Below are 21,954 nucleotides of genomic sequence, written 5' to 3' on the forward strand. Positions count from 1 at the left end.
GGATGGACGCTAGCCAGTCGCCCGCGCGGGAGCAAGCGGGAGGATAGTCGTAGATCCCCCGGCGGGCCGTCACGCGCCCGGCCTGTCCGGCACGATTTTCGTCTGCCCGAGCAGGCTGGCATCGCGGGGCAGTTCCGTCGATCCGGCGGGGAAACCGTTCTTCGACAGAATATAGGCTTCGACATCGGCGACCGCGGCGGAACCGAGGCTGCCGGGATTGTCCTGCGGCATCGTCGTCTTGATGCGGGTGAACAGGTCGCCGGCACTCTGCCCGCTCCAGTTGGAGAGGAAACCGCCGCCGGCCAGTGGCGGCGCCACGTCCGCCCCGGCGAGATTGTCGCCATGGCAGCTGGCGCAATGGGCGGTGTATTGCGCCTCGCCGCGCTTCGCCTGCGCCTCGCTATAGGCGCCGTCCCACACGGTGGCCGGGGCAGCCAGGGCGAGCGCGGGGATGGCGGCGAGCGCAAGGCCGGCGAGCCAGGTTCGGCGACGGGGTGGCAAGTTCATACGCACATCCTCTGCAACTGTTACGCGAGACAAACCCATGTACCGGCGATCACCGTCTCAGGCGCCGGGCAGGCGAAAGGCGATCAGCTCGCCGCTGTAATTGCCGCCGCCGATCGCGGCGACGATATATTGCTGGCCATTCAGCATGTAGGTCATCGGCACGCCGGAGATGCTCGCCGGCATGTAGACCGCGCCCTTCTGCTCGCCGGTGGCCTTGTCGTAGGCGCAGAGCATCGCGCCGCGCCGCCCGTCCGGCAGGGTGAACAGGCCCGGCTCGCCGCAAATGACCAGCGTCCTGGTGGTGAGGGTGCCGGCGAAGCCGGCGCGCCCGGTCTTGGGGATCGTCATCCCCTTGAGCCTGGGATGGTTGCGCACCTCATCCGGCGTTTCGCCATGCGGCACCTGCCAGAGATGATCGCCGGTCTTGAGGTCGATGGCGGTGATGCGGCCATAGGGCGGCTTCAGCAGGGGCAAGCCCTCCACGGTGAGCCGCCCGTAGGTGTGATCCCCGCGTTTGGGCGCGTTGGGCATGCCGCGGACGTTGATCCATTCGAAGTCCGACAGTTTCGGATTGTCGTTCTTCAGCTCCGTCATCACGTCGGCCTGCGTCTTCGAATAGATGTAGACGACGCCGGTCTCCGGATCGGCCGAGCCGCCCGGCCAGTTGGCGCCGCCGGTCAGGCTCGGCGCGGTCAGCGTCCCCCAGCTGCCGTCGGGATCGAACACCGAGGCGGGGGTGAACAGCGGCCCGGTCCGGTAATTGCTGATCACCTCCAGCGCCTTGGCATGCAGCTCCGGCGTGAAATCGATCAGCGAGTCCGCGCTGATGCCCTGCATGTCATAGGCGGCAGGCCGGCTCGGCACGGGCTGGGTCGGCGCATACCATTCGCCTGGTACGTCGCCCTTGGGCACCCTGGTCTCCCGGATCGGCCACACCGGCTTGCCGGTGACCCGATCGAGCACATAGAGATAGGATTGCTTGGTCGGCTGGGCGAGCAGCTTGACGACGCCCTTCCCCTTCACCGGCACGTCGAGCAGGATCGGCGCGCAAGGCACGTCATAATCCCAGATGCCGTGATGGACGAGCTGGTAGTGCCATTTGCGCTCGCCGCTATCGAGGTCGACGGCGACGATGCTCTCGCCGAACAGGCCGTCGCCACGGCGATACTGCCCGCCGACATCCCCGGTCGGCAGCTCGACCCCGAGATAGGCGAGGTTCAGATCGACATCGACCGAAATCTGGCACCAGACGCCGGCATTGCCGATCTCGTCGGTGCCGTCGAGCCAGGTGTCGTAGCCGAATTCGCCCTTGCGCGGGATGGTGTGGAAGATCCACTTGCGCGCGCCGGTCCGCACGTCGAAGGCGCGGACATAGCCGCGCACATTGTCGCGCGTCTTCGGCACATTGCCGGCGGTATGGGCAGCGCCGACGATGACGACGTTCTTGGCCACCGCCGGCGCCGCGTGCAGGCCGACATCGGCGTGGACGGGATCAATATCCTGATCGAAGTCCTTCTTGAGATCGACAATGCCATTGTCGCCGAAACCGGGAATGCGCTGGCCGGTGGCCGGGTCCAGCGCGACCAGCTGATAGCCGATCGTCACGTAGAGCAACCGCTCTTCCTTGCCGTCCGTCCAGTAGGACAGGCCGCGGCCGGAGAGCTTGCGCGGCGCATTTCGCGCGCGCTCGCCCTCATCCTCGCGGTGGATCCACAATATCTCGCCGGTGGCGCCATCAACGGCGATGACGGAGCGGCGCGTTCCCGCCGTCGCATAAAGCACGCCGTTGATCATCAGCGGCGTGCATTCGAACTGATATTCCGGCCGGGCGCCGAACAGATCGGTCTTCACCCGCCAGGCGATCTCGAGATCGTTGAAATTCTCCGCGTTGATCTGGTCGAGCGGCGAATAGCGGTGATTGGCGAGATTGTTGCCATAGCTCGGCCAGTCGGTATCGCCCGGCGCGCGCTGACGCGGCGTGATCTGGGCGAGGGCAGGCGTGCGCGCGAAAAGCCATGCCATCAACGGCAACGCCATCGCCGTCCGCCGCGTCAGCTTCGCCATTCCCACCCCTTCTCAATGTCCTGCTCTGGTCGCACCACGCTGACGGCTGGGAGGGCGTTCGCCAAGTACGACCAAAGGCGCAGTCCCGCCGAGCAGCTGCCCGTAGCGCTACCGATCGCCGGTTCAGCGGCGGGACCGGGCCGTGGGCTTGCCGTCATCGACCCCCAGGGCATGAATCTGCGCATCGTGGGTGACCACGAACACCTTGCCGAGGGCGACCACCGGCTCGGAGAAATGTACCCAGCCCGACAGCGTCTTGCCGCTTGAATAGAGCTGCTTTCCGGTCTCCGCATCATAGGCGTAGAGCGTCAGATTGCCGATCGGCGTGGCGCGGAAGTTCGCCGCCTCGGGCGTGGTGTTGACGAGGCGCGGACCGCCCTGGACCCGGTAATTCTGCAGCGCCTGGCCACCGGTGGACAGGGCATAGACGACACCGTTGGCGACCACCGGCGGATCCGGCATGATCATGTCGCCCGACTTCCACAGCGGCACCGCCGAGACGGTGCCGTTCGCCTCGACCACCTCGAACGCCAGCACGCTGCCATTAGGCGTATCACCGGCGCTGATCTTGAATTCCGGGGCCGTCCTGGCGAGCGGGCCCCACATCGGCAGATAGAGGAAGCGCCGGCCGGCGGCGTTGGCGTAGGTGGTGATCGCACCCCACACGCCGGAGCTCGGATCGGTGCCGACCGCCCCTTCATTGCCGAGCACCGGCGACTGGAACAGGGGCTTCTGGTGACTGGCGAGCGCGCCGCCGCCCATGTCGTCGGCATTGAGCAGGCGGAGCACCGATTCCTTCTGCGCCACCGCGACCAGCGTCTTGCCGCCGAACGGGAAGACTACCGGGCTTGCCGAGCCGCCGAGATCATGGCCGCTCAGATAGCGGTGATTTTCCGGCGTGAAGGAATCGAGCACGCGCGCCGCCTTGTGCGACAGGCGCACGATCGTGTCGCTCCAGTTGCCGGCGGCCGGATCATAGGGTCCATCCGAGGTTTCGAAGATGACGCTGTCATTGGGTCCGCGCGCAAGGCCGCCGCGGCCCCACGGCGCAGCGGGACGTCCGCTGCTCAGGTAGAAGCGGGTCAACTCGGGACGCGCGAGATCAGTGACGTCGACAGCCGTCACCGATGAGGGATCGGTCGGGCGGTTGGCGGGATCAAACGGCGTCTTGAGATCGCGCGCCGCATACATGGCCGATTTGGGATCGGTGATCTCGCCGCACGCCCGGCCGCTCGTCGCATAGACGACGTCGCTGATCAGGTTGAGGCTCCAGGCGCGCGCAAACGGGGCCACCATCTCGGTTGCCGCCAGCCGCTCGGCGCCATCGGCGAGGTTGACGCCGCGCAGCTTGCCGTCCGAGGCGAGGAAGAACACCACGCCGCGCGCCTTGTCGATGGTCGGCGTGGCATTGGCGGTGTTGGGACAGAGCCACGTCGCCTGCTTGGTCGGCTTGACGGCGTTGGGGAAGGATTTCTGCCAGAGCATCGCGCCGGTGTCGGCATCGACGGCGAACAGCTTGTCGTCCGCGCTGAGCACCACGAGGATGTTCTTGACGCCCTGCGCGGTCTGCACCCCCGCGGCGATGACCGGCGCGGTCAGCGTCGACAGCGCGACGTCGGTCACCTCGGCGGGCAGCTTCGCTGTCCATTGCAGCTTGAGCTTGCCGACATTGCCGGTACCGAGGGCGGTCTCGCCCCGGTTCCAGCCGGTGCGTTCCTGATCATAGCCCCAGGTCGGCCAATCGTTGGCCGGCGCCTGCGCAGCCAGCATCGCCGGCGCCAGCAACGCGATGGCAGCGACGCCGAGACGAAAAGCGTGGGGCATGGAGATCGCTATCCTTCCTTTGATTGCGTCTGCTTCAGTCCGGAAAAGCACCTGGTCCGCAAGATGGCTGCAAGCACCGCGGGAAGGGGCGGACGCCACCCCTTCCCCGGCCGTCCTATAGCTTGATCGACAGATTGAGGGTGACGGTGCGGCCGTAAGGGTTGTTGATCAGCGAGTAATAGCCGCTCGCGCCGTTATAGTAAGGCGGGTCCTTGTCGAACAGATTGCGGGAAGCAACCGCGATCCTGGCCCCGTTCAGCACGCCGGGCAGATCATAGCTGATGTTCAGATCGAAGGTGGTCTGGCTCTTCACCTTGTCGCCGCCGCCGCTCGGATTGCCGTTCTCGTCGCGGGTGAGCGGGGTGACGGTGCTGCTCGACCAGTTGCGATAGCTGCCGGTGTAATTGGCGAAGGCGCGGATCGCGAGGGTGCCATCGGACCAGCCGAGATAGCCGCGAAGCTTGGTGCGGTTCGACGGGAAGGTGCCGTTAATGCCGGCGGTGCCGAGGATGTCATAGAACGGCCCGTCGCCGAACGACTGCCGGTAGCGGGTGAATTGCGTGCCCGAAATCCCCGCCGAGAATGTTCCGGCGCTTTCGGTGCGCAGATCATAATCGATATTATAATCGATGCCCGCCACCCGCAGGTTCAGCCAGTTGGAGTTGATCGTCCGGAAGATATAGTTGGTGCAGGCCGCTTGGCTGTTGGTCTGCGGGATACCCTGCGTCACCGCCGCGATATCTGCCTGGGTCGCGCAGCCCGGGTAGAAGCTGAGCAGGAACTGGGCTGACGCGGTGTTGATCACATTCTGGAGCTGCGGCCCGGTCGTGCCGCCATCGAACTTGGTGCTCCAATAGGTGATGCCGGCGTGGAGGCCCGGCACCAGCTGCGGGCCAAGATCGACGCCCAGCGACCAGCCGCTGCCCTCCTGCGGGCCGGCATTCTGATCGCCGCTCGTCACCTGGATGCCCTGCAGCGTGGCGATGTTGCAGAGCGCCTGCCCCGCGCAGCTCGGGATGATCTGCGCCACCGCCGGATAGGCCGACACCGGGATATTGACGTTGTTGGTCTGCGTCGACCAGCCGGCCGTTCCGAAGGAACCATATTGGTCGCCGAAGATGGTCAGCGGCGGCGACACGAAGGACGTCGAGTAATTGCCGCGCAGGCGCAGGCCCTCGATCGGATCAAGATTGAACGCGAACTTGGGATTGGTCGTGCCGCCGAATTCGCTGTAGTGATCGTAGCGCACCGACGCGGACAGATCGAGCTTGCTGATGAAGCTCACCCCCATTTCGGGCGAGATCACCGGCACGTTCAACTCGGCGAAGCCCGAATAGACCTTGCGGCTGAAATCATATTTCAGCTGCTGCGAACCTTGCCGCGCCGGACCCGAATTGTTGGCGCGTGACACGAACTGGCTGAGCTGGGTGTTGTACATCTCGCCGCCGACCGCGAGCTTCACGGCACCGGCGGGAAGCTCGAACAGCGAGCCGGTCACACTGGCGCGCACCTGCTGATAGCCGGTGGTGTTGCGCAGCAGGTTGGTGTTGTCCATCAGCGCGTCGCGCACCGCCTGCGAGGTGCGGTTGCTGCTCGCCGGATTCCACACGTCCAGCGCATTGGCGGTGGTCAGCGGCAATTGGGTGATGATGGTGGTGGTGCCGGGGATGGAGATGGCGGTCAGCGAACCGCCGCCGTTGGTGGTACCGTTCAGCCCCAGCAGCGCGACGCTGGAATTGATCGCGCCGGTGGTGAAGGTGCTGCTCTCGTCGCGACCGGCGCTGGCCAGGAAATCGAGATGCCAGTCCGAGGTGAAATCATAGCCGAGGGTGAAGTTGGCATACATGCTGTCGCTGTTGTTATGCCCCTTGGCCGGCCCGAACAGCGAGGTCGCGTCCCAGCGCACCGTCTGGCTGGCGCCGGGTCCCGTATAGAAAGGATTGGCCTGCTGGCCGCCGGAGAAGACGGTGGCCTGGATCGTGCCCGCGCCGTTGCGGCTGACCCCACGCCGGCGGGAATAAAGCAGGTCCACCCCCATTTCGAGGGCGCTGGTCGGCGTGAAGCTGATCCGCGCCATCACATTCTGGCGGGTCTCCTTGCCGAGGAGGTCGGTGACGTCCCAGTTGGTGCAGGTGAGCGCCGTGGAATTGATCGACGCCGGATCGCAGAACGAGGTCAGGAAATTGCCGCCCGTCCGTCCGTTGCCGAGCGAGACATTACGGTGATCGGGATAGGTGAAGTCCCGATCCTTGTTGCGCAGATTGTCCTGATAGATATAGCCGGCGCCGACCACCGCGGAGAAAGTGTCGCCGGTGGTGCCCATCAGCAAACCCGCAGAATAACCCGTGGTGCCATCGCGCAGCGTGGTCGACACGTCGGCGCGGATACCATCGAATTTCCGGCGGGTGATGAAGTTGATCACGCCAGCCACCGCGTCCGATCCGTAGACCGAGGACGCGCCTTCGGCGAGGACCTCGACGCGCTGGATCATGATGTCCGGGACGATGTTCGGATCGAGGAAGGTGTGGTTGGTGCCGCCGGTCGGCCCGCGATGGCCGTCGATCAGCACCAGCGTCGAGTTGGAGGCGCTGGCGCCGAGCTGGTGGATGCTCGGCTGATAAAAGGCCGAGGTCGTCCCCTGGCCGGTGACGCCGCTGAGCGAGGGCACGGAATCGAGCGCGCCGGTGACGGTCTGCTCGCCGGTCGCCGCCAGCGTCTCGGCCGTGACGGACACCAGGTTCGAGCCGACCGGCGCGACGCCGCGGATACTGGTGCCGGTGACGACGATCTCGTCGGTGGGCTGGCTCGCCGGCACGGGCGCGGGCGGCGGCGCGTTCTGCGCCAGCGCGGCGGACGCCGTGATGGCCGCTGTGCCCAAGGCGATGGCGGATACGCCACGGGCCACGTGGCGCAAGACTATGCTCATCTCTCTCTCCCCGATTTTATTGGGCGGCGTTCTTTGTGCGCCTGAGCTTTGATTGCATCGACTCGGGGATCATGTCAACAGTGCATGCAAGATGTGATGTCATGCATGCACAACTGGAAGCTCATTGTCATGTTTTAGCCGTATCGGTTCGCTGGGCAGCCGTATCAGGACCGTTCTGGCGGATTTGCCCGCGGCCGCGACGTTGGTCGTAATTGCATGCAAGAATCGGGGCCTTATGCTGGGCGGGTCCGCCGGCGGGCCGACGCGCCGGCACACAGGAGGGAAAAAGCGATGAGAGGCTTGTTGTATTTCGGTGCGGCGATGGTCGCGGTGTCGACGGCGGTGGCGGCCGGCGCCCAGTTCCTGCCGAAGGACGATCCGATGCCGGTCACCGAGCAGCGTATGCCGGCGCAGTTCTGGTCGGCCAAGCCAAGCACGCCGACGCCCTATGAGGCGCCGAACAAGGTGCATTGGAAGCTGTCGGAAATACTCGCCTCGCATCGCGGGCAGAGCGACTGGGTGCAGCCCATCATCCGCAATCGCGAGCAGGATGCCGACTATATCTCGCTCGGCGTCGGCAAGAAGACCAAGCCGCGTTTCTACGCCGACGATCGCGTGGTGTTCATCGTCCAGGACGGTGCGATCCGCGTGACGATCGACGGCGCCGAGCCGTTCACGGCGACCAAGGGCTTCATGGTCAATGTGCCGTTCCGCCACATCTATTCGCTGGAAACGGTGGGCGACAAGCCGTCGCTGCGCTTCGAGGTGCGCCAGGCCGGCTCGCCGCCGCTGTTCCCGGCGACCGAGACGCCCGATCCCTACCCCGGCCGCACCTATGTCAAGGTGACGGGCAATCCCGGGCCGAACAAGGATCGCGATACCAATCCGCTCTATATCGACTTCCTGAAAGACGTCGCGGTCGGAGAAAAGCCTTATAACGGCAAGTTCGTGTGGGACGATCACTTCACCTCGAACATATTGCGCGGCAAGGCCCAGACGATCCCGCCGGCCACCAACAAGGGCCATTTCCACGTCGACTGGATGGAGTTCTGGTTCATCATGGAAGGCAAGGTCGGTTATCAGATCGAGGGCTTCCCCTACTTCGTCGCCGATCAGGGTGACGTCGTCGCCGCCGCCAAGGGCCGCTGGCATCGGCCGAGCAATGATCCGGGCGCGCCGATGTCGACGCGCATTCCGTTCAACCCGCGCCCGCCGATCCTTCATAATTTCGAAGCGCCGGCCAACTGATCGTAACCACGACAAAGGCCGCCCGGCATCACCGCCGGGCGGCCTTTTTCCTACCGGCCGCGGCTGGAGCCGAACGCACCCGGCCGTGACTCGAAGACCAGTGGCGGCTCCGCGGCCCGGGTCAGCGTCTTGCCGTCGAACGCATAGCTGGTGATGTCGCGCTCCACCGCGCACTCGACGAGGATCGTCCGTCCGTCGGCGCTGAACGTGGCGCCCTGGCAATTATGGCTGGTATCCGCCTCCGCCACCGGCACCAGGGTGCCGCCGCCGGTGCGGAACAGCTTGAGCTTGCCGAGCACGGTGGAGAAATTCTCCGCCGTGCGCACGAACGCCGAGCCATTGCCGACGACGACCGCCAGATAGCGCCCGTCCGGGGACAGGACGACATGCTCCGGTGTGGCGCCGACGTCGACCGCGCCGATCATCCGCCCGGCCTTGAGATCGACGATCGAAACCGCGCCGGTCTTCGGCGTGTTCAGCGGGGTGCCGCCGAAATTGCTGTTGTAGAGATAGCGCCCATCCGCCGAGATGATCGCCCCGTCCGGATTGACCCCGACCGCGATGTCGCCGTCGCGAGTGACGCTGTTGCCCTTGATAGCGAGGCGGGTGAGCTTGCCGTCCCCGAAGCGCACGGCATAAGCGCTGCGCCCGTCAGGCGTCATGACGACGTCGCGCGGCTCGGCCTTGGCCTCCAGCTTGACGGTGCCGACCTGCTCCAGCGTCGTGCCGCCGCGCACGGCGAGCACTGCGATGCTGTCGTCATTGGCGCACGCGACCAGTGCCAGATCGCCCCGGCGGTTGAGCCACACGCCCATCGCGCCGGGCGCGACCGCGAGACGCTGAAGCACCCGCGGATGAGCCGGATCAGCGAGCGAGATCAGCGACACGACGCCGTCGGGCTGGGTCTTGTTGTCCGGGCCGAGCTTCTGGGGATTGGCGACCAGCGCGAACTTGCCGTCGCGCGACACCGCGATCGATACCGGTGGACCATTCAGCGTTGCCGGCGTCTCGACCATGCCGAGCACGCGCGGCGGGCGGGTGCCGATGTCGAGTACCGCCACCGCATCGGCGGTGGGGCCGGTCTGCGTGTCGCCGGCGCGCACCTGCTTGCCGTCGAGCGCCACCAGCACCGTCTCCGCGCCAGCCGGGATGGCGAGGCCGAGCGCGACGGCCGCGGCGAGCGCGGCCCTGGTCATGGAAAGCTGTGCCATGGATCCTCACCCCTGTCGGTCAGCGGGACTTCTTCATCACCGTCACGCGCCCGACACTGGTGTCGCCGGCGTAGAGATTGCTGTCCTTGTCGAACACCCAGTAGCTCGCCTCGATGAACTCACCGGTGCCGATGCCCATGCCGTTGCCGATCGCGCCGAGGACGCGGCCGGACCGATCCATCTTCAGGAACTGGCCGTCCTGGCCGCTGGCCATCCACGGATTGCCCTCGGGATCGAACTGGATGGCGCAGACCAGGTTGCGCGTCAGGATGTTGCGCAGGAACTTGCCGTCCGCCGAATAGACGACGATGCGATATTGCTCGCGATCACCGATCCACACGTCGCCGTTGGTCGGATCGATGGCGAGACCGTGCGCGGACTCGAACTTTCCGTTATTGACGTTGTTGCCATACCATTGGCGGATGAACTTGCCGCTCTTGTCGAGCTGGATGATGCGGGCGGCGCCCGACTGGTTGGCCGGATCGTCGGTCTGGGTGTCGTTCGGGCTTTCGTTGCCATGGCCCTCGGCGATATAGATGTCGCCGTTGCGGCCGAAGGCGAGCATCACCGGCTCCCACAGCAGCCGCTGGCCCTTGGCCTCATCCCAGTCCCCGCGATGGCCGGCGGTGCCGATGGTCATCAGCAGCTTGCCGTCGGGGCTCACCTTCTTGGCGGTGGCGAGACCGGTGTCGAGGATCCAGACATTGTCTTCGGCATCGATGGCCATGCCGTGCGCCTTGTTGGCGTGGCCGATGACGTCGTCGCCAATGGTCAGGATCAGCTTGTTGTTGCGATCATATTTGAACAGCTGGGCCATGCCGAGCGGCTTGCGCTGGAACACCCACAAATTACCCTTGGAATCGAGCGCCACCGAGGGGACGCCGCCAATGCCCTCGGGCAAGTTGACCGGATAGCTATACTGATAGCCGAGCGTCGCCTGCCACTGCACGCGCTGCATCTGGTTGCGCTGAGGCGCGCCGGGCATGCGGTTGCCGCAGACCGGCGACTGGCGGCAGCCCGGCGGGTTCGGCATCAGCAGCTGCGGCGGGGACGTCGGGCGGGGCAGCACCGTCACCTTGCCACCCGGGGCGACGGCGGTGTTGCCGGTCGGATCGGGAAAGGAGCCCTTGAGGAACCAGGCGGGCTGGCCGTTCTCGGCCGGGCCGCTGGTCGGCGGCACGGACTGGGCCTGCGCTGTGGCAGCCGCCAGCAGGCCGCCCGTCGCCGCCAGAAGAACGGCCCGATATCCGCGCATGATCATAAATCTCTCCCTATCAGTCTCGACCTCGGCGCTCTGCGGCACCTTCTCGCCCGGAGGCGGACAGGAATTGTGTACACATGAATCTTTGTGCATACAACACATGCAAAATCAGCATGTCGGGAATGCCCCCGGCCCTGCCCGCAGCTCTGCCACACGGCGGGCCTGCGCGAAAGGAAAGGCCGGCCACGCTGCTGGGCGTGGCCGGCCTTCCGGATCGTCAGTGAGGGGGAGGCGGCTCAGGCCGCGCCGAAGCTCTTGACCAGCGAGCCCGCGACCAGCGCCCAGCCATCCACCAGCACGAAGAAGATGATCTTCATCGGCAGGGCGATGCTGGCCGGCGGCACCATCATCATGCCCATCGCCATCATGATCGCCGCCACCGCCATGTCGATGACGAGAAACGGCAGCAGCAGCAGGAAGCCGATCTCGAAGGCGCGGCGAAGCTCGGAGATCATGAACGCCGGCATCAGCGTGGTCAGCGGGATCTGGGCGCGCGGCACCGGCGGCTTGTTGGCAAGCTCCACGAACAGGCGGACGTCATCCTCGCGGACGTGCTTGAGCATGAACTGCTTGAACGGCTCCGACGTGCGCTCGAACGCCTGGGTCTCGTTGATCTGACCGGCATTATAGGGGCTGATGCCGTTCTTCCACGCCGCGTCCAGCGTCGGGCCCATCACGAAGAAGGAGAGGAACAGGGCGAGGCTGATGATCACCGGGTTAGGCGGCACGCCCGGCGCGCCGAGGCCGTTGCGCAGCAGCGACAGCGCCACGACGATGCGCGTGAAGGAGGTGACGGTCATCAGGATGCCGGGCGCAAGGCTCAGCACCGTCAGCATCATCACCAGCTGGATGGCACGGCCCGACACCGAGCCCTCGCCGAGGTTGGCGGACACGGTCTGCGCCAGCGCCGGCTCGGGAATGGCGAGCAGCGCCAGCGGCACCGCCGCGGCAAGAACGAGAAGGAGTGGCTTACGCATTCGGGAATCCAGCCTTGCGGGCGACGGGGGGTCTGGTGGAGGTGCCGGGTGCCGCATCCAGCAGCAGCAGGCCCTCGGGCGCGATCATGACGAGATGCTCGGTATCGTCGCGGCGGATCAGCGCCACCGATCGACGCGCGTCGATCGAGATGCGCTCGACCACGGCGAGGCGGCGCTCTCCATTATGGCCGACGACCATGCCGCCCGGCAGCTTGATATTATAACGACGGACCAGCCACAGCGCGCCGACGAGGAGCCCAAGAACGACGCCGAGCGCGCCGAACGTGCGGAGCAATGCGAGGAAATCCATCGGTCAGGGCACCCGCTGCACGACTTCGGTGATCTCAAGCGACATCAGCTCGCCGTCGACGAGGATCTTGCCATGCGCCACCAGCTGGTTGTTCACATAGACCAGCGTCGGATCGTTATGATCGCAATCGAACGGGATCATCGCGCCGCGGCTCATCTTGAGCAGCTGACGGACGGGGATATTCGTAGAACCGAGCACGATCGAAAGGTCGATCGGAATGCCATCCAGCACGGACATGCGCGTCTCCTTATGCTGGGTATTGTAGGAATAATTTTCCCCCAACCGCCGTTGGTAGGCAAAAAATGCCTATAAGAAATCTGTCGGCATCATGCTGGCAGGAGGCGTTGAGTGGACCTGAAGAATTCCGTGGATGTTTCGGCGTCCGGCCTTCGTGCGCAGGCCCTGCGCATGCGGGTGATCGCGGAAAATCTCGCCAATTCGGACTCCGTCGCGCGCGATCCCGGCGGCGATCCCTATCGCCGGCGCGTCGCCACCTTCAAGAGCGAGGTGGATCGCGCGACCGGCGCCACGCAGGTGAAGGTGCAATCCATCACCCCCGATAAATCCAGTTTCAGCCGCGTCTACCAGCCCGGCAACCCGGCGGCCGACGGACAGGGCTATGTCCTGCGGCCGAACGTGAACCCGCTCATCGAAAGCGCCGACATGAAAGCGGCGCAGCGCTCCTACGAGGCGAACCTCAACGCCATCGAGGCAGCGCGCAACCTCACCCAACGGACCATCGATCTCATCAAATAAGGGATGACTGCCATGTCGATCGGAGCCTTCGACGCGACGGCCGCTTATTCGCGCGCCATGAACACCATGCCGAGCTTCGGCCTCGGCGCCGACGATGCCCCCGCCGCCGCCAGCGGCGCGCAGGCGGCGGCCGGCGGCGGCTTTGCCGGCATGATCGAATCCATGGTCGGCCAGACCGCCCAGAGCCTGCACACCGCCGAAGCGGAAGGCGCCAAGCAGGTCGCCGGCAAGGGCGACCTGATCAATGTCGTGACCGCGGTCGGCGCGGCCGAGCATGCGCTCGATACGGTGGTGGCGGTGCGCGACAAGATCGTCAGCGCCTACACCGAAATCATGCACATGCAGATCTGAAGCCAATGGACGCGCTTCAGGCGATCGATCTGGCGAAGGCGGCGCTGTTCCTGGTGCTGACCATCGCTGGTCCGATGCTGGTCACCTCGTTCATCGTCGGCGTCTCGATCAGCCTGTTCCAGGCGCTGACCCAGATCAACGAGATGACCCTCACCTTCGTGCCCAAGCTGGTCTCGATGGGCCTGGTCCTGCTGCTGTGCCTGCCGATGATCGGCCAGGCGCTGGCCGGGTTCATGGCGCGCATCTCCAGCCTCATCATCACCGGCTGATCAAGATGGCATCGCTGCCGATCGACCTCTCCGTATTCCTGATCGTATTCGTGCGGGTCGGCGCGGTGGCGATGCTGTTGCCGGTGTTCTCGGAATCGACGATCCCGGCCCAGCTTCGCCTGCTGCTCGCACTCGGCCTGAGCATGGGGCTGTACGGCATGCTGTCCGAGCATGTCCTGCCCGCCGTCGCCGACGATCGCGCGCTGCCCGGCCTCGTCATCTCGGAAATGCTGATCGGACTGGCGATGGGCGGCATCATCAATCTGCTGTTCAAGGCGGTGACCATCGCCGGCGGCATCATCAGCCTGCAGGTCGGCCTGTCCTCAGTGCTGGTGCCCGATCCGGATGCCGGCGGCCAGTCGACGCTGGTCGCGCGCTTCATCACCGTCGCCGCAACGATCGTGTGCATGTCGCTCGGCGTGCATCATCTGTGGATCGCCTCGATCGTCAAATCCTACGCGGTGTTCCCGGTGGGTGGCCTGCCCCCGGCGCAGGATTTCGCGCGGCTGGCGATCGACACCATCGGCCAGTCGATGCGCCTCGCGATCGGGCTGGCCGCGCCGCTCATCGCCTATGGCATCCTGTTCAACGTCGCGCTCGGGCTCGCCGCACGCATGGCGCCGACGATCCAGATCTTCTTCATCTCCCAGCCGCTCAACATCGTGCTGGGCCTGTCGATCCTGATCAGCACGATGGGGGCGGTGCTGATGGTGTTCGCCAATGCGATGGGCGCCTTCATGCAGACCAACTGGGGCGGCTGATCCATGGCGGACAAGGACCAGAAGACCGAGGATCCTACCTCCAAACGCCTCAGTGACGCGCGCAAGAAGGGCGACGTCATCACCGCGACGGAGTTTCGCCACGCGGTGATGCTGGTCGCGGTGCTGGTGCTGATGGGCAGCATCGGCACCTGGACGCTGGCCCGGCTGGGCACGATGTTCGTGCGCCTGTGGGGCAATGCCGAGGACTATCGTCTGGAGCCGACCGGCGCGCAGAATTTCGCGTTCGGCATCGCCGAGCATTTCGCGCTGGCGATGATGCCCGCGGCCGGCGTCGTCGTCGTGTTCGCGCTGCTCACCAGCCTGTCGCAGGGCAAGCCGACCTTCGCGGTGGCGCGGCTCAAGCCGAAATTCTCGAAATTGTCGCCGATGAACGGGCTCGGCCGCATGTTCAGCACGCGGTCGCTCGTCGACTTCGTCAAGACGGTGGCCAAATGCGCGGCGGTGATCATCGTCGCGACGATGGTGCTGCGCCCGAAGCTGGTGGCATTCGACCAGCTCGTCGGCTCCGAGCCGCAGGCCGTCGTCCACACCATCAACGCGCTCGTCTATTCGCTGATCAAGGCGGTGGCGATGATGGTGGCGGTGATCGCGTTCGCCGACTTCTTCTACCAGCGCCGCGCCTGGTTCGCGAAGATGCGGATGTCGAAGCAGGAGATCAAGGACGAGTATCGCCAGCAGGAAGGCGATCCCAAGGTCAAGGGGCGCATCCGCTCGATCCAGCGCCAGCGCTCGCGCCAGCGCATGATGGCCGCGGTGCCCACCGCCAGCGTCGTCATCACCAACCCGACCCACTATGCCGTGGCGCTCAAATATGAGCATGGCGAGATGGCGGCGCCGGTGGTGGTGGCCAAGGGCGCCGACGAGGTGGCGCTGCGCATCCGCGCCGTCGCCACCGAGAACAAGGTGCCGATCGTCGAGAGCCCGCCGCTGGCGCGCGCACTGTTCGCGTCCGCGGACATCGATCGGCCGATCCCCGTCGAACATTACGCCGCCGTCGCCGAGGTCATCGGCTACGTCATGCGGCTGGCCAGGAGCAAGGTCGCATGACCATTGAAAATCTCCCCCGCCGGACCGGCAGGCACGTCGTCCATCCTATAAGGAAAGTGATGCCGATCCCTTCGAAATACCGGGCACCTGCCCTTGCCGCGATCATGGCGCTTGGCCTCGGCCTCGGCGCCGCGCCTGCGCACGCCGGGCCGACGACGCGCATCAAGGACATTGTCGACATCGAGAATGTCCGGCCAAACCAGCTCGTCGGCTACGGCCTCGTCGTCGGCCTGCAAGGCACGGGCGACCGCATTCGCAACGCGCCCTTCACCGAAGAGACGATGCTGGCGATGCTCGAGCGCATGGGCGTCAACGTGCGCAGCGCCAACCAGATGCGCACCCAGAACGTCGCCGCCGTCACCGTCACCGCGACGCTGCCGCCATTCTCGCGCGCCGGCTCGAAGATCGACGTGCAGGTGTCCGCGCTCGGCGACGCCACCAGCCTGCAGGGCGGCATCCTCGTCGCCTCGTCGCTGCGTGGCATGGACGGCGAGATCTACGCCGTGGCGCAAGGGCCCGTCGCGGTCTCCGGCTTCCGCGCGCAGGGCCAGGCAGCCAGCGTCTCGCGCGGGGTGACCACCTCGGCGCGGATCGCCGACGGCGCGCTGGTCGAGCGCGAGGTGCCGTTCGCGCTGCGCTCGGCCACCAGCCTCAAGCTGGCGCTGAAGAACCCCGACTTCACCACTGCTTTCCAGATCGCCAAGGTGATCAACTCCAAGGCGCCCGGCGTCGCCACGGTGCTCGACCCGTCCACCGTCGAACTGAAGCCGAGTGCCGGCTCGCCGGTCGATCTCGTCGCCCAGATCGAGAATCTGCCGGTCACCGTCGACCAGCCGGCGCGTATCGTCATCAACGAGGCCTCGGGCACGGTGGTGATGGGCGCGGACGTGCGCATCAGCCCCGTGGCCATCGCCCAGGGCGGGCTGACGATCAGCGTCACCGAGACGCCGGTCGCCTCCCAGCCCGAGCCCTTCTCGAACGGGCAGACGCAGGTGTTGCCACGCACCCAGGTGGATGTCGACGATGGCTCCGGCCGCTCGCTCGGGGTGCTCAGCACCGGCGCCACGCTGCAATCGCTGGTCTCCGGCCTCAACGCCCTCGGCGTCTCGCCGCGCGACCTGATCACCATCCTCCAGGCGCTGCGCAGCGCCGGCGCCCTGCAGGCCGAAATCGAGGTGCAGTGATGGCGGACATGGAGATGCCGTCGCTGCCCCCGCCCTCCGGCCCGACCCTGCCTCGCGCCGGCACGGGCCCGGGCAAGGACATGGCCAAGACGGCGCGGGACTTCGAATCCGTGTTCATCGGCCAGATGACCAAGCTGATGATGGAATCGGCCAAGCCCGCGGAGGGATTCTCCGGCGGCAATGGCGAGGAGATTTTCCGCGGCGTGCTTGCCGAGGAACTGGGCAAGGAAATCGCCAAGCGCGGCGGCATCGGCCTCGCGCCGGCCGTGCTCAACCAAATGATCCAGATGCAAGGGGGCGCTTCGCGTGACCGATAACCTCGTCGACATCATCTCTTCGTTGACGCTGATCATGACCGAGGAGACCGACCGGCTGAAGATGCACGATCGCGCCCGCGATCTCGTCGAGCTGACCTCGGCCAAGGTGCGGCTGACCGGCCTGCTCGAGACCGAGATCGCCCGGCTGAACCGGGAGCAGCCCGGCTGGTCGAAGGCGATGGAGGAGGATCAGCGCGCCCGGCTGACCGCCGTCGTCTCCGCGCTGGGCACCGCCTCCACCGAGAATGCGGCGGTGATCGAGCGCCACCTGGAGCTGTCCAACGAGCTGATGAAGGTGATCGCCAAGGAGGCGCGCCGCCAGTTCAAGAAGCGCGCCGACACCTATAGCGACGTCGGCACGCTCTCCCCGATCGACCTTTCCCCGCCGATCTCGGTCAACTCGCAATTTTAAAAAAATCCTCCCCGGGCATAGCCCGGGGAGGAATTTTTGATCAGAACTTCTTGCGGAAGTTCAGGCCGAAGGTGCGCGGCTGCGAGGCCTGGACGAAGACGAGGTTGATGTTGTCGCCCCCGGTCGTCGGCCCGTTGGCCTTGCTGATGATGCCGGTCTCGTCGAACAGGTTGGTGACATAGGCATAGATGCCCCAGCCGCCGTCCGTGCTCTGGAAGCCGGCGCGCAGGCCGGTCATCGTCATCGCCCGGATGCGCTGCAGCGCCGGCACGATGTTGGCGTTGGTGCTCGCCGAGTAGATCGAGCGCTGGACGCGCGGGAACTGGCTCCAGTTGCTGCCCTGATAGCTGACGTCGGCGATGGTCGTGAACTCCATTCCGTCGCTGACTGGGAAGGTATATTCGGCCGAGCCCTGCGCCGTGATCTTCGGCACGTTCGGGATGTAATCGCCCTTCAGGCCGCGATAGGTGACGGCGGCACCGGCCGGCGGCACCTGATCCTCGGTCAGCTTGCCGATCGTGTACGAGCCGGAGCCCCTCAGCACCAGGCCCGGCATCGGCCGCAGCGTCGCCTCGACCTCGACGCCGCGGATGCGGGCCTTGCCGGCATTGGTGACGAAGCTGAACGCGTTCTGGAACGAGCCGCTGATCTGCATATTGCTCCAGTCGATCTGGAACACGTCCGCATTCAGCACCAGCAGGCGATCGAACAGGGTCGACTTCACGCCGACTTCATAGTTCCACAGGCTGTCCGAGTCATAGGTGCGCTGGTAGCTCGGATCCGTGGTCGGCGCCTGATTGACGCCGCCCGGGCGGAAGCCCTGGCTGGCCGACGCATAGACCATCACGGTCGGCGTCACCTTGTAGTTGACGTTGAAGTTGAGGAGCGTGCCGTTCTGGTTGAAACGGTCCGTGGTCGGCGTCGGGTTGGCGAGGCTGCCGGCGATGAAATTGCCGACCGGAACCGCGCTCGTCGTCCGCTTCTTATATTCGAAGTAGCGGACGCCGCCGGTCACGTTCAGCCCATCCAGCACCTCGTAGGTCGCCTCGCCGAAGCCGGCGATCTGCGACAGCCGGTCGTCGACATAGCGATCGAGATACGGCCCCGGATTCTGCATCGTCTCCGGCGTGATGTAACCCGCGGCATTGGTCGAGTAGAGCAGGCTGCGGGTGAAATTGTCGCGCACCGAGTGGTAGAAGCCCAGCGTCCACTTGAAGCGGCCATCGCCATTGGCGAGGCGGACTTCCTGGGTGTTGGTCTTGGTCGACTGGGGCTGGTAGGTGGCGTTGGTCGGCCAGGCGTCGACATAGTTCTGCTTGAACGAAGCGAGCTGCGCGGGCGAGCACTGGCCCGTCACCGGCCACGCCGGATTGGTGGTGTCGGCGAGACCTGCCCAACGCGAGCAGGCGGCGCTGTTCGGGGCCGTCACCGAGGCGCGGTTGTGGAAATAGGGCGTGTAGTCGAAGCTGAACGCCAGATCGCGCTTCGAGTAGGAGCCGATGGCGGTCAGCGTCGCGAAGCCGAAATCCCAGTTGGCCGTGCCGCTATAGAGCTGCAGGCGGTCGCTCTGCGGCATCGCGATCAGGCGATCCTGATCATATTTCGGGCCGCCATTGACCCAGCGCGACAGGTCCCAGGTGGCGCGGGCGCCGGTCCGCTTCTGGTAGACGGCGAGGCCGTCCAGCGTCAGGTCGTCGGTCGGCTTCCAGCGGATCAGCGCGCGGCCGCCATAGGACTCATTGTCGTTGACGTCCTTCTTGCCGAGCGTGCTGTTGTCGACCCAGCCACCCAGCTCCTCGACGAAGCCGACGACGCGCACGGCGAGCTTGCCGTCGACCAGCGGCACGTTCAGCGCGGCCTGGGTGTTGAAGCCGGGCTCGCCATGCTGGATGCTGGTGACGTCGGCAGCGACCTCGCCACCCCAGTCGGACAGGTTCGGCTTGTTGAAGATCAGGCGCACGGTGCCGGCCATGGCGCTGGCACCATAGAGCGTGCCCTGCGGACCGCGCAGCACTTCGACGCGCTCGACGTCGAACAGGCGCACGGCCGGGGTGGTCGCGCCGGAATCGTTGCTGACGCCGCCCGAGCCGATCAGCGGCGTGTCGTCATAATAGAGGCCGACGGTGGGCTCGCCCGGCGCCTGGATATTGCGGATGGTGACGCGGCTGCCGCCGTCCGAGTTCGGCCGCACGACGAGGTTCGGCGCGACGCGGGCGAGGCCCTCGGAGGTGGTGATGCCCTGATTGGTGAGGGTCGCGGCGCTGACCGCGGAAATGGCGATCGGCGTTTCCTGCACGCTGGTGGCGCGGCGCAGCGCCGTCACGACGATCTCGCTGTCGTCGACTACCGCCGTCGCGCGAGGCATGTCCTGGGCAAGCAACGGCGCGGCGAGGCCAGAGGCGGCCGAGCAGAACAGAGCGAGGCGCACGCCGAAACGTCGGCGAGACCCGGTAACAACATTCTTCATTACACTTCCCTTTTCCCAGCTTTTCACCAAGATCTAGATATAGTCGATATTTTTCTATGCTTTTTCTTGGCGAGAGAGGCGCACCAACCTGTTATGCTCCGTCAGCGCGCTAGATCATCAAATGCGTTCCAACCCTGATTAAATTTTGCTTGGTGCATGCAGATTATTCTGTCTATGCCCGCGCAATCGCACCGCCAGCCGCCAGCTCCTTGGTCTTTTTGAACCGCCGTGCCTTGGCCACTATGCATGATGTCGGCAGCGAGATGTTCCCAAAATCGGGCGATAAGACGCCAGCTTTTGGGCTAACCGCGCTAGCCATGCACAGTTTTGTGGCGTTAATGACCTAGTTCGTTCTCGGCAACGGCTTTTTGCCCGCGATTCGTATGTCGATGAGGCTGCGGCATGCCGGCTGAGAATGGCGACCCCGGCGTGATTCGAACACGCGACCATTCGCTTAGAAGGCGAATGCTCTATCCAACTGAGCTACGGGGCCCGCCGGCTCCTTTAACGGCGATTGCGCGGCGAAGGAACCGCGATAGGGTGTTTTTCGCGCGGGCAGCCTGGCTCGCGCGCCGAGCGGACGGGGTGAAGGGATGGAAGCGGATCGTCCGGTCGCGGTCGAGGCCGATACGCTGCAGGGCCGGCAGCTGCGCTATTTCGATTTCGTGATGGTCGCGTTCGTCGTCATCCTGCTGCTGTCCAACGTGCTCGGCGCCGGCAAGCGCGCGGTGGTCGATCTGCCGCTGGTCGGGCCGTGGCCGTTCGGGGCGGGACTGCTGTTCTTCCCGGTCAGCTATGTCATCGGCGATGTGATGACCGAGGTCTATGGCTATGCCCGGGCGCGCCGCTGCATCTGGGTGGGCACGGCGGCGCTGCTGTTCATGGTGGTGATGTCGTGGGTCGTGGTGGCGCTGCCGCCCGATGCCGGCTGGAGCGGGCAGGCCGCCTATGAGGCGGTATTCGGGCAGGTGCCCCGCATCGTGCTCGCCAGCATCTGTGCCTTCTGGGCGGGCGAGTTCGCCAACTCCTTCGTGCTCGCCCGGATGAAGCTGTGGACAAAGGGCCGCCTGCTGTGGACGCGCACGATCGGCAGCACCATCGTCGGCGAAGGGGTCGACAGCCTGATCTTCTATCCGATGGCCTTTTACGGCGCGCCGGATTGGCCGGTGCGTTCGATGCTGGCGGTGATGGTGAGCCAGTTCGTGCTGAAAGTGTCGTGGGAGGTGGTGCTGACACCCGCCACTTACGCCGCCGTCGGCTTCCTCAAGCGGCGGGAAGGCGTGGACGTCTATGACGCCCACACCGATTTCTCGCCGTTCCGGGTGAAAGCGTAAGCCCCCGAGCCGGTCGCGCGGGGGGCTGGATCAGGCGGCGACCCGCTCGAGCAGCGCTTCGAACATGCGGCGGCCGTCGGTGCCGCCATGGGCGGCTTCGATGCGGCGTTCCGGATGGGGCATCATGCCCAGCACATTGCCTGCCTCATTGACGATGCCGGCAATGGCGCGGGCCGAGCCGTTGATCGGGGCGGCATAGCGCAGCGCCACGCGGCCCTCGCCCTCCAGCCGGTCGAGCGTGTCCTCATCGGCGGCGTAGTTGCCGTCATGATGGGCGACCGGCAGCAGGATCGACTCGCCCTGGTCGTAGCGGCTGGTGAACAGGGTCTGCGCATTGTCGATGGTCAGCGGCACGTCGCGGCACACGAAGTTCAGCCCGGCATTACGCATCAGTGCGCCCGGCAGCAGCCCGGCCTCGGTGAGGATCTGGAAGCCATTGCACACGCCGAGCACCGGCACGCCGCGATCCGCCGCCTCGATCACCGCGCGCATCACCGGCGAGCGCGCCGCCATCGCGCCGGAGCGCAGATAATCGCCATAGGAGAAGCCGCCCGGCACCGCGATCAGGTCGAGCCCGTCCGGCAGCGTGGAGTCGCCGTGCCAGACCATGGCGGGCCTGGTACCGCCGACCTGCTCGATCGCCACGGCAAGATCGCGGTCGCAGTTGGAACCGGGGAAGACGAGGACGGCGGCCTTCATGCCCGCGC

At 65.8% G+C, this 21,954-nt stretch carries 21 protein-coding genes and 1 tRNA gene; 10 read left to right on the plus strand and 12 right to left on the minus strand.

The window, feature by feature from the left end; genetic code table 11:
• Positions 1-69: 69 nt before the first annotated feature.
• The 4 genes from KOF26_RS12035 to KOF26_RS12050 form a co-directional block, all read right to left on the minus strand.
• Complete coding sequence (locus KOF26_RS12035; protein ID WP_216325104.1) at positions 70-507, minus strand: c-type cytochrome; 438 nt, start codon at positions 505-507, stop codon at positions 70-72.
• A 57-nt stretch (positions 508-564) separates the two neighbouring features.
• The gene (locus tag KOF26_RS12040) at positions 565-2,571 is read right to left on the minus strand and encodes an outer membrane protein assembly factor BamB family protein (RefSeq protein ID WP_216325107.1); all 2,007 of its coding nucleotides are present in this window, start codon (positions 2,569-2,571) and stop codon (positions 565-567) included.
• A 123-nt stretch (positions 2,572-2,694) separates the two neighbouring features.
• A complete protein-coding gene (locus KOF26_RS12045; RefSeq protein WP_216325109.1) occupies positions 2,695-4,395 on the minus strand; it encodes an outer membrane protein assembly factor BamB family protein in 1,701 nt (566 codons plus the stop codon).
• A gap of 115 nt (positions 4,396-4,510) precedes the next feature.
• Positions 4,511-7,273, minus strand: coding sequence for a TonB-dependent receptor domain-containing protein (locus KOF26_RS12050; RefSeq protein ID WP_216325110.1), 2,763 nt, complete (start codon positions 7,271-7,273; stop codon positions 4,511-4,513).
• 339 nt (positions 7,274-7,612) lie between these two features.
• Here KOF26_RS12050 and KOF26_RS12055 point away from each other — a divergent pair, with 339 nt between their 5' ends.
• The gene (locus tag KOF26_RS12055; RefSeq protein WP_216325111.1) at positions 7,613-8,569 is read left to right on the plus strand and encodes a cupin domain-containing protein; all 957 of its coding nucleotides are present in this window, start codon (positions 7,613-7,615) and stop codon (positions 8,567-8,569) included.
• 50 nt (positions 8,570-8,619) lie between these two features.
• On the opposite strand, the gene KOF26_RS12060 is transcribed toward KOF26_RS12055, so the two are convergent.
• From KOF26_RS12060 to KOF26_RS12080, 5 genes are all read right to left on the minus strand, one after another.
• Positions 8,620-9,780: a beta-propeller fold lactonase family protein gene (locus KOF26_RS12060; protein ID WP_216325112.1), complete on the minus strand. Its 1,161-nt coding sequence runs from the start codon at positions 9,778-9,780 to the stop codon at positions 8,620-8,622.
• Between the two features lie 19 nt (positions 9,781-9,799).
• Positions 9,800-11,041 carry an NHL repeat-containing protein gene (locus KOF26_RS12065; RefSeq protein WP_216325113.1) on the minus strand — a complete coding sequence of 414 codons (1,242 nt, stop codon included), beginning with the start codon at positions 11,039-11,041 and terminating at the stop codon, positions 9,800-9,802.
• Positions 11,042-11,277: 236 nt separating this feature from the next.
• On the minus strand, positions 11,278-12,018 hold the full coding sequence (gene fliP / locus KOF26_RS12070) for a flagellar type III secretion system pore protein FliP (RefSeq protein WP_216325114.1): 741 nt from the start codon (positions 12,016-12,018) through the stop codon (positions 11,278-11,280).
• Positions 12,011-12,328: a flagellar biosynthetic protein FliO gene (locus tag KOF26_RS12075; protein ID WP_216325115.1), complete on the minus strand. Its 318-nt coding sequence runs from the start codon at positions 12,326-12,328 to the stop codon at positions 12,011-12,013. Before KOF26_RS12075 ends, fliP begins: the two co-directional genes overlap by 8 nt.
• A gap of 3 nt (positions 12,329-12,331) precedes the next feature.
• Positions 12,332-12,565: a FliM/FliN family flagellar motor switch protein gene (locus tag KOF26_RS12080; protein WP_216325116.1), complete on the minus strand. Its 234-nt coding sequence runs from the start codon at positions 12,563-12,565 to the stop codon at positions 12,332-12,334.
• 111 nt (positions 12,566-12,676) lie between these two features.
• Here KOF26_RS12080 and flgC point away from each other — a divergent pair, with 111 nt between their 5' ends.
• From flgC to KOF26_RS12120, 8 genes are read left to right on the plus strand one after another with little or no spacing between them, the layout of a single operon-like run.
• A complete protein-coding gene (gene flgC / locus KOF26_RS12085) occupies positions 12,677-13,084 on the plus strand; it encodes a flagellar basal body rod protein FlgC (protein ID WP_216325120.1) in 408 nt (135 codons plus the stop codon).
• A gap of 12 nt (positions 13,085-13,096) precedes the next feature.
• Positions 13,097-13,435 carry a flagellar hook-basal body complex protein FliE gene (gene fliE / locus KOF26_RS12090; RefSeq protein WP_216325123.1) on the plus strand — a complete coding sequence of 113 codons (339 nt, stop codon included), beginning with the start codon at positions 13,097-13,099 and terminating at the stop codon, positions 13,433-13,435.
• Positions 13,436-13,440: 5 nt separating this feature from the next.
• Complete coding sequence (locus KOF26_RS12095; protein ID WP_216325126.1) at positions 13,441-13,704, plus strand: flagellar biosynthetic protein FliQ; 264 nt, start codon at positions 13,441-13,443, stop codon at positions 13,702-13,704.
• A gap of 5 nt (positions 13,705-13,709) precedes the next feature.
• Entirely contained in the window at positions 13,710-14,465 is a 756-nt protein-coding gene (fliR, locus tag KOF26_RS12100; RefSeq protein WP_216325129.1) for a flagellar biosynthetic protein FliR, read from the plus strand.
• 3 nt (positions 14,466-14,468) lie between these two features.
• The gene (gene flhB / locus KOF26_RS12105) at positions 14,469-15,533 is read left to right on the plus strand and encodes a flagellar biosynthesis protein FlhB (protein WP_216325132.1); all 1,065 of its coding nucleotides are present in this window, start codon (positions 14,469-14,471) and stop codon (positions 15,531-15,533) included.
• A gap of 59 nt (positions 15,534-15,592) precedes the next feature.
• Positions 15,593-16,717, plus strand: coding sequence for a flagellar basal body P-ring protein FlgI (locus KOF26_RS12110; protein ID WP_216325135.1), 1,125 nt, complete (start codon positions 15,593-15,595; stop codon positions 16,715-16,717).
• The gene (locus tag KOF26_RS12115; protein WP_216325137.1) at positions 16,717-17,034 is read left to right on the plus strand and encodes a rod-binding protein; all 318 of its coding nucleotides are present in this window, start codon (positions 16,717-16,719) and stop codon (positions 17,032-17,034) included. Before KOF26_RS12110 ends, KOF26_RS12115 begins: the two co-directional genes overlap by 1 nt.
• Positions 17,024-17,446, plus strand: coding sequence for a flagellar biosynthesis protein FlgN (locus KOF26_RS12120; RefSeq protein WP_216325139.1), 423 nt, complete (start codon positions 17,024-17,026; stop codon positions 17,444-17,446). Before KOF26_RS12115 ends, KOF26_RS12120 begins: the two co-directional genes overlap by 11 nt.
• A gap of 40 nt (positions 17,447-17,486) precedes the next feature.
• On the opposite strand, the gene KOF26_RS12125 is transcribed toward KOF26_RS12120, so the two are convergent.
• Both KOF26_RS12125 and KOF26_RS12130 read right to left on the minus strand, forming a co-directional pair.
• A complete protein-coding gene (locus KOF26_RS12125; protein ID WP_216325142.1) occupies positions 17,487-19,913 on the minus strand; it encodes a TonB-dependent receptor in 2,427 nt (808 codons plus the stop codon).
• A 416-nt stretch (positions 19,914-20,329) separates the two neighbouring features.
• Positions 20,330-20,406 (minus strand) — tRNA-Arg (locus KOF26_RS12130).
• Between the two features lie 100 nt (positions 20,407-20,506).
• On the opposite strand from KOF26_RS12130, the gene KOF26_RS12135 reads away from it, so the two are divergent.
• On the plus strand, positions 20,507-21,247 hold the full coding sequence (locus KOF26_RS12135) for a queuosine precursor transporter (RefSeq protein WP_216325144.1): 741 nt from the start codon (positions 20,507-20,509) through the stop codon (positions 21,245-21,247).
• A gap of 30 nt (positions 21,248-21,277) precedes the next feature.
• Here the strand turns inward: KOF26_RS12135 and purQ are convergent, their stop codons facing one another.
• Complete coding sequence (gene purQ / locus KOF26_RS12140) at positions 21,278-21,946, minus strand: phosphoribosylformylglycinamidine synthase subunit PurQ (protein ID WP_216325146.1); 669 nt, start codon at positions 21,944-21,946, stop codon at positions 21,278-21,280.
• Between the last annotated feature and the right edge of the window lie 8 nt (positions 21,947-21,954).

It is taken from the genome of Sphingomonas quercus (assembly GCF_018863195.1).
In the GTDB taxonomy this organism is placed as follows: Bacteria; Pseudomonadota; Alphaproteobacteria; order Sphingomonadales; family Sphingomonadaceae; genus Solisphingomonas; species Solisphingomonas quercus.

What these genes read in the sequence shown, in the direction of transcription:
- KOF26_RS12115 (WP_216325137.1), top strand. Translation starts at nt 16,717, where the DNA reads ATGGCGGACATGGAGATGCCGTCGCTGCCCCCGCCCTCCGGCCCGACC.
- KOF26_RS12095 (WP_216325126.1), top strand. Translation starts at nt 13,441, where the DNA reads ATGGACGCGCTTCAGGCGATCGATCTGGCGAAGGCGGCGCTGTTCCTG.
- flhB (WP_216325132.1), top strand. Translation starts at nt 14,469, where the DNA reads ATGGCGGACAAGGACCAGAAGACCGAGGATCCTACCTCCAAACGCCTC.
- KOF26_RS12075 (WP_216325115.1), bottom strand. Translation starts at nt 12,328, where the DNA reads ATGGATTTCCTCGCATTGCTCCGCACGTTCGGCGCGCTCGGCGTCGTT.
- KOF26_RS12080 (WP_216325116.1), bottom strand. Translation starts at nt 12,565, where the DNA reads ATGTCCGTGCTGGATGGCATTCCGATCGACCTTTCGATCGTGCTCGGT.
- KOF26_RS12125 (WP_216325142.1), bottom strand. Translation starts at nt 19,913, where the DNA reads ATGAAGAATGTTGTTACCGGGTCTCGCCGACGTTTCGGCGTGCGCCTC.
- KOF26_RS12040 (WP_216325107.1), bottom strand. Translation starts at nt 2,571, where the DNA reads ATGGCGAAGCTGACGCGGCGGACGGCGATGGCGTTGCCGTTGATGGCA.
- KOF26_RS12055 (WP_216325111.1), top strand. Translation starts at nt 7,613, where the DNA reads ATGAGAGGCTTGTTGTATTTCGGTGCGGCGATGGTCGCGGTGTCGACG.
- fliP (WP_216325114.1), bottom strand. Translation starts at nt 12,018, where the DNA reads ATGCGTAAGCCACTCCTTCTCGTTCTTGCCGCGGCGGTGCCGCTGGCG.
- fliR (WP_216325129.1), top strand. Translation starts at nt 13,710, where the DNA reads ATGGCATCGCTGCCGATCGACCTCTCCGTATTCCTGATCGTATTCGTG.
- fliE (WP_216325123.1), top strand. Translation starts at nt 13,097, where the DNA reads ATGTCGATCGGAGCCTTCGACGCGACGGCCGCTTATTCGCGCGCCATG.
- KOF26_RS12060 (WP_216325112.1), bottom strand. Translation starts at nt 9,780, where the DNA reads ATGGCACAGCTTTCCATGACCAGGGCCGCGCTCGCCGCGGCCGTCGCG.
- KOF26_RS12110 (WP_216325135.1), top strand. Translation starts at nt 15,593, where the DNA reads ATGCCGATCCCTTCGAAATACCGGGCACCTGCCCTTGCCGCGATCATG.
- KOF26_RS12065 (WP_216325113.1), bottom strand. Translation starts at nt 11,041, where the DNA reads ATGATCATGCGCGGATATCGGGCCGTTCTTCTGGCGGCGACGGGCGGC.
- KOF26_RS12045 (WP_216325109.1), bottom strand. Translation starts at nt 4,395, where the DNA reads ATGCCCCACGCTTTTCGTCTCGGCGTCGCTGCCATCGCGTTGCTGGCG.
- KOF26_RS12035 (WP_216325104.1), bottom strand. Translation starts at nt 507, where the DNA reads ATGAACTTGCCACCCCGTCGCCGAACCTGGCTCGCCGGCCTTGCGCTC.
- KOF26_RS12135 (WP_216325144.1), top strand. Translation starts at nt 20,507, where the DNA reads ATGGAAGCGGATCGTCCGGTCGCGGTCGAGGCCGATACGCTGCAGGGC.
- purQ (WP_216325146.1), bottom strand. Translation starts at nt 21,946, where the DNA reads ATGAAGGCCGCCGTCCTCGTCTTCCCCGGTTCCAACTGCGACCGCGAT.